The 11,118-nt window shown below is 60.7% G+C and carries 11 protein-coding genes and 1 tRNA gene; 7 read left to right on the forward strand and 5 right to left on the reverse strand.

Features of this window, described 5'->3' with window-relative positions:
• Positions 1-92 precede the first annotated feature (92 nt).
• Positions 93-166, forward strand: a tRNA-Pro gene (locus tag VES88_13805).
• Between the two features lie 80 nt (positions 167-246).
• Here the strand turns inward: VES88_13805 and VES88_13810 are convergent.
• The 3 genes from VES88_13810 to VES88_13820 form a co-directional block, all read right to left on the reverse strand.
• Entirely contained in the window at positions 247-720 is a 474-nt protein-coding gene (locus tag VES88_13810; GenBank protein ID HYN82565.1) for a hypothetical protein, read from the reverse strand.
• A 247-nt stretch (positions 721-967) separates the two neighbouring features.
• Entirely contained in the window at positions 968-1,423 is a 456-nt protein-coding gene (locus VES88_13815; GenBank protein HYN82566.1) for a hypothetical protein, read from the reverse strand.
• A 253-nt stretch (positions 1,424-1,676) separates the two neighbouring features.
• Positions 1,677-2,342 (reverse strand): NAD(P)H-dependent oxidoreductase, encoded by a 666-nt coding sequence (locus VES88_13820; protein HYN82567.1) that lies wholly within the window; start codon positions 2,340-2,342, stop codon positions 1,677-1,679.
• A gap of 91 nt (positions 2,343-2,433) precedes the next feature.
• Between VES88_13820 and VES88_13825 the strand changes: the two genes are divergently transcribed.
• From VES88_13825 to VES88_13840, 4 genes are all read left to right on the forward strand, one after another.
• Positions 2,434-4,005 (forward strand): Gfo/Idh/MocA family oxidoreductase, encoded by a 1,572-nt coding sequence (locus tag VES88_13825; protein HYN82568.1) that lies wholly within the window; start codon positions 2,434-2,436, stop codon positions 4,003-4,005.
• Between the two features lie 21 nt (positions 4,006-4,026).
• Positions 4,027-4,767 carry a DUF1080 domain-containing protein gene (locus tag VES88_13830; GenBank protein ID HYN82569.1) on the forward strand — a complete coding sequence of 247 codons (741 nt, stop codon included), beginning with the start codon at positions 4,027-4,029 and terminating at the stop codon, positions 4,765-4,767.
• 164 nt (positions 4,768-4,931) lie between these two features.
• Positions 4,932-7,082 (forward strand): protein kinase, encoded by a 2,151-nt coding sequence (locus VES88_13835; GenBank protein ID HYN82570.1) that lies wholly within the window; start codon positions 4,932-4,934, stop codon positions 7,080-7,082.
• 53 nt (positions 7,083-7,135) lie between these two features.
• On the forward strand, positions 7,136-7,660 hold the full coding sequence (locus VES88_13840; protein HYN82571.1) for an SgcJ/EcaC family oxidoreductase: 525 nt from the start codon (positions 7,136-7,138) through the stop codon (positions 7,658-7,660).
• Positions 7,661-7,705: 45 nt separating this feature from the next.
• Here VES88_13840 and VES88_13845 read toward each other — a convergent pair whose 3' ends face one another.
• On the reverse strand, positions 7,706-8,746 hold the full coding sequence (locus VES88_13845) for a deoxyhypusine synthase family protein (GenBank protein HYN82572.1): 1,041 nt from the start codon (positions 8,744-8,746) through the stop codon (positions 7,706-7,708).
• Positions 8,747-8,859: 113 nt separating this feature from the next.
• On the opposite strand from VES88_13845, the gene VES88_13850 reads away from it, so the two are divergent.
• On the forward strand, positions 8,860-9,834 hold the full coding sequence (locus VES88_13850; protein ID HYN82573.1) for a threonine/serine dehydratase: 975 nt from the start codon (positions 8,860-8,862) through the stop codon (positions 9,832-9,834).
• A 15-nt stretch (positions 9,835-9,849) separates the two neighbouring features.
• Here the strand turns inward: VES88_13850 and VES88_13855 are convergent, their stop codons facing one another.
• Positions 9,850-10,272, reverse strand: a complete 423-nt coding sequence (locus VES88_13855; protein ID HYN82574.1) for an MscL family protein — start codon at positions 10,270-10,272, stop codon at positions 9,850-9,852.
• A 327-nt stretch (positions 10,273-10,599) separates the two neighbouring features.
• Between VES88_13855 and VES88_13860 the strand changes: the two genes are divergently transcribed.
• A partial coding sequence (locus VES88_13860; GenBank protein HYN82575.1) for an Ig-like domain-containing protein occupies positions 10,600-11,118 on the forward strand: 519 nt, incomplete at its 3' end.

Consider the following 11,118-nt stretch of genomic DNA (forward strand, 5'->3'; position numbering starts at 1 on the left):
CACGGTGTGCAGTGAGCTTGCTGCACTTTCGCTGCCAGTTGTCGTGCTTGTGGGCGGCGGGTAGATTGCACGTTCCTCGCAGAGCATAGCGACGGGACGTGGCGCAGCCCGGTAGCGCACCTGAATGGGGTTCAGGGGGCCGCGGGTTCAAATCCCGCCGTCCCGACCTATCAACAAATTGATGGTGATGAAGAACCCCTCGGCCTGTGAGGCCGAGGGGTTTTTCAATCCGGCCTAGTCTTCGCTCTACTGCCGCGTGCCGTCGGCGATCAGGTTCCTCGTCGTCGGGGGCTTGGTGTCATAGTGAGAGACGACGGCTCCGACCAGCTTTCCGTCCCGGAGACGCCACGTAACGACCGTATGGACCTTGACGCCCTTTTGCAGCCGGCTGTCGAACGGCCCCGCTTGCGTTACCAGGCTGTCACCCGCCATCGACATCACGTGCATCGGAATCGGCGCGCCAGTCGGGAACGTGAACAACCAGCCCGCTGTGTCAGCCTTTGCATCGAGCACGTACGACGTCAGCGTGCTGTCGCCGGTCTCCGCAGACAGCACTCGCACATTCCATTTCCCCGCGATCTGGTCCAGCGAGATTGGCGCGGGTTCCACGGTTGCCGCCGGCGTCGCCGTGTCGGTCGCGGTCGCCGAATCCGCGGCGGTGTCCGTCTTCGCACAGCCGACGAGAAGAATCGCGCAACAGAGCAGATCGGAAGGACGCATGCTGACTCCTCTCAGAGGACGCTTCAATGATTATCCGGATCGACCGGCTAACGTATCAGTGACCCAATCCTTCGGCAAGATCGCATGCTCTCCTTCAGCTACTGCTTCGGCCGCGGGTTCAAATCCCGCCGTCCCTGCATCAGCCCCCGCCTTGCGGCGGGGAGTTTGTCGTGACGGCCTCCATCTGACCGAAAAAAAGGGGAGAGCTGCTTCGCTCTCCCCAATCATGACGCAATTTCCAGATCGCCTAACGCCAGGGATTCACGGTCTGGTCCCGGACCAGCAAGCTCGACACGACAGTCGCATGCGCTATCCTTGCCAAGCCGGCGGCAGTTCGCGCCTCGGCGCTGCCGTAATGGGCACGAGTCAGAGAATCATTCCGCGCCCCGAAGCTATCAAGGGTCCCCCAATTCTTGTAGGTCAGGACGAATGCGACGTTCCAGTCCGCTGGATCTTCGGTCGTGGTCTTTGTCGATACCGAGTAATTGGTGATCAAGCCTTTTCGCTTCTGCTCTTCCCAGATTGGGAGAGAGTGCTGTCGGACATCCTGCCAGAACATGTTGCCATGCCCCGGAGTGATGCGCAGAAGCGTGACGCGTGAAACTGTGCCAGGCGTCGTGTTCGGCGATCCTGCTTGCGCTCCGAGTACAGGGGCGCACAAAACCATACCCAGCACCATCGAGAGCGAGAATACTTTCCGCATTCACTTCTCCAAGTAAAGGTGAGGCTACGAAGGCCTCAAAAGTAGGAAGGCTGAAGTGATATCTCAACTCCCTTGCGTGAGCTCGGAGCCCGGAGCCGGAACCACCTTCAAGGTGAAGCCCCGGCCATCGCGTGCGCGCTTCGAGCATCGTCAGCGCGCGGTACGCGTCTCTGACTCTGACGTATTGCGTCACTGAATAGGAAGCGACCCCGAAGGTTCTCCGTCGCTTCCTTAGCAGTGGAGAACCAGCAGGCTAGACGGGCGAAGTCTCGGTCACTTCCACTCTCTCAGTTGCGGGATTCGGCCGCTCGCCCAGAAATTCGATCCATTGCGATTTAATCGCCGGATAGTGCTTCGCTGCTTCGACTGATTCGATAAAGCAGTCGACCGTTCCCTCGAACCATTTTTGCAGCTTCGCGTCGCGAAGCTTTCCCTCGTCCCCGAACGCCTCGTGTGCCTGCGCCAGCGAGAACATGTCGGGAAAGACGCGCGCGCCGAGATGCTCCAGAGGAATGCGGGATGACCACAACCCTCGGTTCCCGCCTGCCATCGACGGCGAAGCCGACATGAGCAACGCGTGCCGTCCCTTGATCGGCTGCGGCTTGTAGCGCAAAACCCAGTCGATGAGGTTCTTCAGGATTCCTGGTGTCGACGCGTTGTACTCGGGAGAGGAGATGATCAACCCGTCAGTGGAGATGAGCTTCGAGCGGACGCGATCTGCGCCCGCAGGAATGCCTTCGTTAGCCTCGACGTCTCCATTGTATGACGGGCAGTCGAAGTCGCTCATGCTTGCATGGACCACGGTACCGCCGGCGTTCTCGACGACTGACGCGGCGAGCGACGCCAGACGCTTGTTGAACGAGCCTTGTCGGAGAGATGCACCGAATATGGCCGTTGAACAACGAGTGGAAACGTGCACTTACCGCGCCGTGAGGTATTCACGGCAGCATCGGTTGCTGACCTGACCGTGCGACGTCATAATTGCGATTCAGATTTCGAGCAGGAGCGGAATGGCGGGTAAAGAAGTCAATCGGCGCGAGTTCGTCGCGAACACCGGTAAGCTTGGGCTGGGAGTCATGATCGTGCCGCGTCATGTGCTGGGCGGCATCGGATATCAGGCCCCGAGCGACACGCTGAACGTTGCAATCGTCGGGTTCGGCGGCCGGGGCGCCGAAGTCGCGCTTGGTTTTGCGCCAACCGAGAACGTCGTAGCCATCGCTGATGTCGACATGGCTTTCGCCGACAAGAACATGGGCGACAAGCTGCGCGACTCCAGTGGGAAACCGCGCGAAGGCCAGCAGCTGGCTGACGGTCTCAAGCTGCAGGAGCAGTTCGTGAAGGCGGCCCGTTATGCCGATTTCCGCGAGATGCTGGACAAGCAGAAGAACATCGACGCGGTCGTGGTTGCGACGCCGGACCATCTACACGCGGTGATCACCAAAGCCGCAATGGATGCCGGCAAGCACGTCTACGTGGAGAAGCCGCTCACCTATTCAGTGCACGAAGCGCGCGTCCTTGGCGGACTTGCGCGCGCGAATCCGAAAATCGTGACGCAGATGGGGAACCAGGGCCACTCGAGCGAGGGCGCTCGCCTGGTCAACGAATGGATTCAGGCGGGAATAATTGGCCCGGTGCGCGAAGTCCACGCGTGGACGAATCGCCCGGTTGTCTACTGGCCGCAGGGCGTTCCACGTCCGAGCGGCGGTCCGCCACCGCCTCCGGGCACAAGCCCCTTTGGGAACCCATGGAGCTTCCGCCATGTGAACGGTGTGCTCGCTTCAGCAATGGGGTCGTATCCTGTTCCCCCCGGACTCAGATGGGATCTCTACCTCGGCCCTGTCGCCGAGGATGTTCCATATCATCAGATCTATCACCCGTTCAACTGGCGCGGATGGGTCGGCTTCGGCGTCGGCGCCCTTGGCGATATGGGAGCGCATCTCATCGATCATCCTTACTGGGCGCTTGGTCTAAAGTACCCGATAAGCATCGAAGCGACATCGACGCAGTGGGGAGCGATGGCCATCCCGGGGGATCCCTCAGCTGCCGCCGGCTCGCCCGCGTCGCGAACGACGTACAGGCCCGTATCGTATCCGGTGGCCACTTCAGTGCACTATCAATTCCCCGCGTGCGGATCGCAGCCGCCGGTGAAGCTGAACTGGTATGACGGCGGGCTTTATCCGCCGCGACCAGATCTTCTGCCTGATGACGTCACTCTCAAGAGTGAAGGAGGCGTGATCTTCATCGGAGAGAAGGGAATCCTGATGCACGACACCTACGGCGCCAACCCCCGGCTGTTCCCCGTGTCACTCACGGAACAGGCAGCGCTCGTTCCGAAATCGTTCCCGCGTATCGAGGGGAGCCATATTCTGAACTTCGCGAAGGCGGCGAAGGGCCAGGGAAAATCAAGTTCCCCGCTGGAGTACGCAGCTCAGCTGACGGAGACGATGCTTCTTGGAATCGTTGCGCTGCGTACAGGCCAGGGCAGGAAGATCATGTACGATGGTGAGAACATGAAGGTCACGAACATCCCCGAGGCCAACCAATACCTGACGCGCGACTATCGCGCCGGCTGGTCAGTCTGAATCGTTCCGAGGAAAACAGAAATGACTTATTCGCGCCAGGCTCGCGCGGCGGTCGTATTTCCCGTGATTCTTTTCTTCGCGGCATGCACCGCGTCGCAGAGCGAAACCGTGCAGGCCGGTGACGCGGCGGCACCCGGAGGCCTGACCGCCGACCAGCGCGCCGCCGGATGGCGCTTGCTTGTCGATGGTAGCAACGTCGGTGCGTGGCGCGGCTACAAATCTCAAACGATGCCCGCCGGCTGGACCGCGGGCAACGGTACGCTGACGAAGTCGACCGTCACTGAAGACATCATCACGCGGGACAAATTCGGAGATTTCCAGCTGGCGTTCGACTGGATGATCTCGCCGGGAGGCAACGCAGGGCTTTTCTACCGCGGGACCGAGGAGTACGACCACATCTACTGGAGCGCGCCAGAGTATCAGCTGCTGGACGACTCGGGGCATGTCGATGGGAAGAATCGTCTTACCGCGGCAGGCGCAGCTTATGGTCTCTATCCGGCACCGGCCGGAATCCTCAAGCCGGCAAATCAGTGGAACTCGACCCTGCTCGTCGTTCAGGGCGGGCGCACTCAGCACTGGCTCAACGGCCAGAAGCTTCTCGAGTATGAGCTGGGAGGCGCCGACTGGGCAGCGAAGGTTAAGGCAAGCAAATTCAACGATTATCCGAACTACGGCAGGGCGACGAGTGGTCACATAGGGTTTCAGGGCGACCACGAGGGCACGCTTTCGCTGCGCAACATCAGGATTCGGGTGCTGCCGTAAACAAGGCGGTAGTAACGGCGTTCCGGGCCGGGTAACGCTGAGAGGAAGGAAAAGGCCGCCCGTTTGGGCGGCCTTTTCTGTTACTGCCAACTACGGATTACCTTTACCGTCCCTGTGGGAGACTGTACTTTTTCGCCCTCTCGATGGAGCGCTAACTGGCGGAGATGATGGAAAGTGTCAAGAATGCGCTCGAGTCGCGGTACTCGATCGAGCGCGAGCTTGGCCGCGGCGGGATGGCGACGGTGTATCTCGCTGAAGATTTCCGCCACGGCCGCCAGGTAGCCGTCAAGGTTCTGCACCCCGAGCTCGCCTCGGCACTCGGCTCGGACCGCTTTCTGCGCGAGATCAAGCTGGCCGCGCGACTGAATCATCCGCACATCCTGCCGCTCTTCGATTCCGGCGAGGCCGAGGGGTTCCTGTTCTACGTGATGCCCTACATCGAGGGGGAGTCGCTGCGGGACAAGCTCAACCGCGAAGGCCAGCTCACCCTCGAGGATGCCCTCGGCATCGGCAGAGCGGTTGCGGGAGCGCTCGATTACGCACACCGCAGGAACATCGTCCATCGCGACATCAAGCCCGAGAACATCATGCTGAACGAGGGCGCACCCATGGTGATGGATTTCGGAATCGCCAAAGCGGTGAGTGTCGCGGGCTCGGATACGCTGACGCAGGCCGGAATGATTGTCGGCACGCCCGCATATGTGAGCCCAGAGCAGGCCGCGGGCGAAATCGACATCGACGGCCGCAGCGATCAGTACAGCCTGGGCTGCGTTCTCTACGAGATGCTCACCGGCGACAAGCCATTCAGCGGTCCGACGACACAGGCGATTCTCACGAAGCGATTCACGGATCCTGTGCCGTCGCTGAGCGAAGCGCTCGAGGGCGTTCCGGATGAGATAGACGAGGCGCTTTCGAAGGCGATGGCAAAGGAAGCTGCCAGGCGCTACACGACCTCCGGAGAATTCGCGAAGGCTCTGGTGGTGAAGACCGTCACGACTCCCACTGCTGTGACTGTCCCCGAGGGAGTCCAGGTCGTGAAGTCGATGGCCGTCCTCCCTTTCACGAACATGAGCGCCGATCCGGAGAACGAGTACTTCACCGACGGAATGGCGGAAGAGATCATCAACGCTTTATCGAAGATCAAGTCGCTGAGCGTTGCGTCGCGTACCTCCTCGTTTGCCTTCAAGGGCAAGACGGAAGACATCCGCGAGATTGGCAAAGCACTCGAGGTCTCGGCCGTTCTCGAGGGCAGCGTCCGCAGGATGGGGAAAAAAATCCGCATCAGCGTTCAGCTCATCAACGTCGCGAACGGATACCAGCTGTGGTCGGAGCGTTATGACAGGGAGATCGAAGACGTCTTCGCGATTCAGGACGAGATAGCGCAGAACATCGTAAAGGCGTTGCGCGTGGTTCTGAGCGAGGACGAAAAGCGAGCCATCGAAAAGATGCCGACGGAGAACGTCGAGGCGTACGAGTACTATCTCCGCGGCCGCCAGTACTTCCATCAACATCGCCGCACCAGCATCGAAGCAGCCCGGCAGATGTTCACAAGGGCGATCGAGATCGACCCCGAGTATGCGCTCGCGCACTCGGGCATCGCCGACTGCTGCTCGATTCTTTATATGTACTTCGATGCCCGGGAGTCGAACCTGAAGCAGGCCGACAGTGCGAGCAGGAAAGCGCTCCAGCTCGACCCGCAGCTTGCGGAGGCCCATTCCGCGCGCGGCCTCGCGTTTTCGCTGAGCAAGCAGTACGACCTGGCCATGAAGGAATTCGAGACTGCGATGACGCTCGACCCGAAGCTGTACGAGGCGCCGTACTTCTACGGCCGCGCGCGTCTCGCACAGGGACAATGGTTCGAGGCGGCGCCGCTTTTCGAGAAAGCTGCGGCAATCCGTCCGGACGATTACCAGGCTCCGAGCTTCCTCGCGGCGGCGTACGCGGGACAGGGCCGCATCCACGAAGCGAGCAAGGCGTCGCACAAGGCTGTCGGCGTCATCGAGCGCTGGCTCGACTTGAACCCCGACGACGCCCGGGCGCTCAACCTCGGCGCGACGATCTGGTCAAACCTCGGCCAGCAGGAGAAGGCGCTGGAATGGGCGCGCAAATCTCTCGTCATCGACAAGGAAGATCCACAGCTGCTGTACAACGTCGCCTGTGTCTATGCCATTGAGGGAATGAAGGACGACGCGATCATGACGCTCGAGCGCGCGATCGACAAAGGATACGGCCACAAGGAGTGGATCGAGCACGACTCTGATTTGAATTCACTGCGAAGCGACAAGCGGTTTCAGGCGCTTCTCGAGCGAATGTAAAAGACCCGCTTCCCGTTGCGCGTACCTGCACAACCACCAACCACGGAGCTCCGATGCAGACTCGAATCATCTTGATGCTTGCAGTAACCGCTGTAACGACAACTGCCTGCAGCAAGCCAGCAGACACCACCGCGGACACCGGAATGGCTGCGCAGGGCGTCATTACACCCCCGGCCCATAGAGCTGCTGAAGAGGCTGCGATCAAGGAGGCGGACGCAGAATTCTTCACTGCCGTGAACGCCAGGAATGCGGCTGCGGCTGCCGAGACCTACTCCGATGACGCCGTCTACATGGAGGCGGGCTCACCCGCGATCACCGGCAAAGACGCGATCAGGAAACACCTCGAAAATCTCGTGAAGCTGCCCCAGCTCGCGATGTCGGGCGAAGCAATCGACATCAAGTTCTCGGATGACGGGACCGTTGCCTACGAGACGGGAAAGTATTCTCTAGGGTATGCTGACGCGAAAGGCAATCCGGTGAAGGATGAAGGCAAATACCTTATCGTCTGGCGAAAGTTCGACGGAACGTGGAAAACCGTTGCCGAGTCCAATAACTCGGACAAGGCTCCCGCCCAGTAACTCTCGAGAGAGAGCCGAGCGTGACGGTTTCCGCTCGGCTCTCCTCTACCACCCCAGTACAAGAGCGAAAATCAGAGGAGCGACGATCGTTGCATCGCTCTCGATCACGAATTTCGGCGTATCCACAGCCAGCTTTCCCCACGTGATCTTTTCGTTCGGCACGGCGCCTGAATACGATCCGTAGCTGGTCGTCGAATCGGAGATCTGGCAGAAATAGCCCCACACCGGAACGTTGTCGCGCTGCAGATCCTGGTGCAGCATCGGAACCACGCAGATCGGGAAATCCCCGGCGATTCCCCCGCCGATCTGGAAGAATCCAATCGATCCGTCAGTGGAAGCCCCGGTGTACCAGTCGGCGAGCTCCATCATGTATTCGATTCCGGTCCGCACCGTGTGCACCTTCTTCACATCGCCCGCGATGCAGTGCGCCGCGTACATGTTGCCGAGCGTCGAATCCTCCCATCCGGGAACGAACATGGGGAGGTTCCTTTCCGCCGCGGCTACCATCCAGGAGTCACTCGGATCGATCTGATAACTTCCTTCGAGCGAGCCGTTGCGAAGAATCCGGTACATGAATTCGTGCGGAAAATACCGCTCTCCAGCGCGATCGGCGCGCATCCACTCGTCGAGCACGACCTGCTCGATGCGCCGCATGGCCTCCATTTCAGGAATGCACGTGTCGGTGACGCGGTTCAGATGACGCGCGAGAAGCGAAGCCTCGTCTTCGGGCGTTAGATCGCGGTAGTTAGGCAGGCGCTCATAGTGGTCATGCGCGACGAGGTTGAAGATGTCCTCCTCGAGGTTCGCGCCGGTGCATGTTATCGCCTGAACCTTGTCCTGACGGATCATCTCGGCGAGCGAAATTCCGAGCTCGGCTGTGCTCATCGCGCCGGCAATCGTCATGAACATCTTGCCGCCGTCCTCCAGATGCGCGGAGTACGCGTCGGCGGCATCCACGAGGGTTGCGGCGTTGAAGTGACGGAACTGGTGCCTGATGAATTGCGATACTGCGCCGTCGGCCTTGCGCGCAGTCGACGTTCGCGGTTTGCGCGGCGCCTCGACGGTTCGGGCATGAGTGTGCGTCATGCAGATGATGTTAACGGCCGCCGTGCTCTCCAGTCAACGAGCGATCGAGTGGATATTTTGCGTGTGCCGATGCACAATTCCGCGGCGTTTCACTTCGCTTGACGAGAGGGGGCATGACCGCAACCGGAACGGAACGATCGCTCGTGACAATAGCCGACATCAGAGGTGCTGCCGAGGTGCTTTCGCCGGTTGCCGTGCGTACGCCTCTGCTGCGCGACGACGTTCTTGGTGAACGCCTCGGAGTCGAATTATGGCATAAAGCCGAGCCACTTCAGCTCAGCGGGTCGTTCAAATTCCGTGGGGCGTATTGCTTTGTCGCGAGTCTCGACGCGACTGTGAGGGCTCGTGGAGTGGTTGCGCCGTCTTCCGGCAATCACGGCCAGGGCGTTGCGATGGCCGCTCGCCTCTTCGGCATTCCGGCCGTGGTAGTCATGCCGACGACCGTGACCGCTGCAAAGCGGGCGGGAGCCGAGAGGCTCGGAGCGCGAATCGTGCTGGCCGGGACGACGACCCACGAGCGCGCGGACAAGGCTCGTGAAATCTCTGAAGCTGACGGCATGACACTCGTTCATCCATATGACGATCCGACGATCATCGCCGGACAGGGAACCGTGGGCCTCGAGATTGTCTCTGACTTGCCGGACGTCGAGACTGTCCTGGTGCCTGTGGGAGGAGGTGGATTGAGCGCCGGTGTGTCAACGGCTTTGAAGCTTCTGGCGCCCGGTGTGAGCGTGATAGCGGTCGAGCCTACAACCGCCGCAAAGCTCTGCCGCGCACGAGAAGCGGGACGTCCGGTTCGCCTGGAGAAGACAGGTGGCCTTGCCGACGGCCTGCAGGCATCGGAAATCGGCGCGCTGCCATTCATGCATCATCAGCTATACATCGATGACGCGGTAGCGGTCGACGAGTCCGCGCTGGCTGATGCCATGCGACATCTGCTCGATCGGATGAAGCTTGTTGTCGAGCCCAGCGGCGCTATCACGGTTGCTGCACTGATGACCGGCGCTGTGAAGCCGCGCGGGAAAACTGTGGCAGTGCTGAGTGGCGGAAACATCGAATGGGCTGGACTGCTGGAGCTGCTTGGCTGATCCGCCCGAGCTCCCTCACCCAGCCGGCAATCGTGACGTGGCGACGCCGCCGAGGGCTCCGAGGTCGCTGGTGCAATGCGGGCAGCGCGACGCTTCCGGGTCGATCGTCATACGGCAATAGACACAGGTCTTGGTGAGTGGACCGGACGACGGTGCCGTCTCTCGAACGAACGCCTTGCTGATACGCCAGACCACGAAGCCCACTATGAGGAAGTTCAGCAACACTGAAAGAAAGTCGCCGACGCCGAACTTCACCGCGCCAACGTCGAGCGTCGCCTTCTGCCAGGATCCCCCTGGAGTGAGCGCCGCGACGATCGGCATGACGAAATCGTCGACGACGGCAGTCACGACTTTACCGAACGCCGCACCCAGCACGACGGCAATCGCGAGAGCGAGAACGTTCTCCTTTAGAATGAAAGCCTTGAATTCCCTGAGCATTGGGGGCTCCAATTGTATTTTGCGTACACTAAGGTAGCAGTTTTGGGTTGCTGGTTGGTCTGGTTCGCAAGTGTCGATTCTTGCCCCGGGAGACTGCATAACGGGCGCTCCGAACGCGGTTGAATGACCCGGGAACAAACGTTAGACTGGGGGGAATTACCTCGCTCCTGAAAACGCTTGCCCGCCCCCGCGGTGAGCGCAGAATTCCTAACATCTCGAACTCCCGCTCACCCTGAGGATTCAGCAAGCCTTGGAATTTTTTCAGCGTCCCCGCAGACCCCGAGCTGATACTCTGCGCCAATCACGCGCCATGCGGTGGCGCGCGCCGTGACGGTGATTCGAGGACGGGCGCAGAGGCGCCGAATTGCTCTCCAGATTGCAGCGGGGCTCATCGCTTTCGGAATGGGTTGCGGGGAGGGCACGGCCCCTCCGGCTCCGGTGGCGACAGTCAGCATCGCGCCGGCCAAGGTCGACCTCGTTCCGGACGGAACTGAGATACTTCAGGCAATCCCGAAGGACGCAGGCGGCAGTACTCTCACCAATCGGATAAGCGAATGGTCGACGTCCGATCCTTCGATAGCCACGGTTGCCGCGGGGGTAGTGACCGGTGTTGCCATTGGAACCGCGACGATTACGGCGTCCGTCGAAGGTCACACCGCCTCCGCCGAAGTCACCGTCAAGGAAGGCGCCGTAGTATCGAGCGCGGGCGCATCGTTCAGCGTCCTCAACTCTACTGTCTCCCTCGAGATTCCCGCGGGCGCGCTCACGCAGACCCGGAACATCTCGGTTGCGCCGACCAGCAATTTTCCCGCGAACGACCGCGTAGTAGCGGGCACGACCTTCGAA

The sequence above is a fragment of the Gemmatimonadaceae bacterium genome, from assembly GCA_035633115.1.
Taxonomy (GTDB): domain Bacteria; phylum Gemmatimonadota; class Gemmatimonadetes; order Gemmatimonadales; family Gemmatimonadaceae; genus UBA4720.

Bases quoted from the DNA above. Each gene is read 5' to 3' on its own strand.
- VES88_13845 (HYN82572.1), bottom strand. From the start codon at position 8,746: ATGACGCACACTCATGCCCGAACCGTCGAGGCGCCGCGCAAACCGCGA.
- VES88_13840 (HYN82571.1), top strand. From the start codon at position 7,136: ATGCAGACTCGAATCATCTTGATGCTTGCAGTAACCGCTGTAACGACA.
- VES88_13815 (HYN82566.1), bottom strand. From the start codon at position 1,423: ATGCGGAAAGTATTCTCGCTCTCGATGGTGCTGGGTATGGTTTTGTGC.
- VES88_13830 (HYN82569.1), top strand. From the start codon at position 4,027: ATGACTTATTCGCGCCAGGCTCGCGCGGCGGTCGTATTTCCCGTGATT.
- VES88_13850 (HYN82573.1), top strand. From the start codon at position 8,860: ATGACCGCAACCGGAACGGAACGATCGCTCGTGACAATAGCCGACATC.
- VES88_13835 (HYN82570.1), top strand. From the start codon at position 4,932: ATGATGGAAAGTGTCAAGAATGCGCTCGAGTCGCGGTACTCGATCGAG.
- VES88_13810 (HYN82565.1), bottom strand. From the start codon at position 720: ATGCGTCCTTCCGATCTGCTCTGTTGCGCGATTCTTCTCGTCGGCTGT.
- VES88_13855 (HYN82574.1), bottom strand. From the start codon at position 10,272: ATGCTCAGGGAATTCAAGGCTTTCATTCTAAAGGAGAACGTTCTCGCT.
- VES88_13825 (HYN82568.1), top strand. From the start codon at position 2,434: ATGGCGGGTAAAGAAGTCAATCGGCGCGAGTTCGTCGCGAACACCGGT.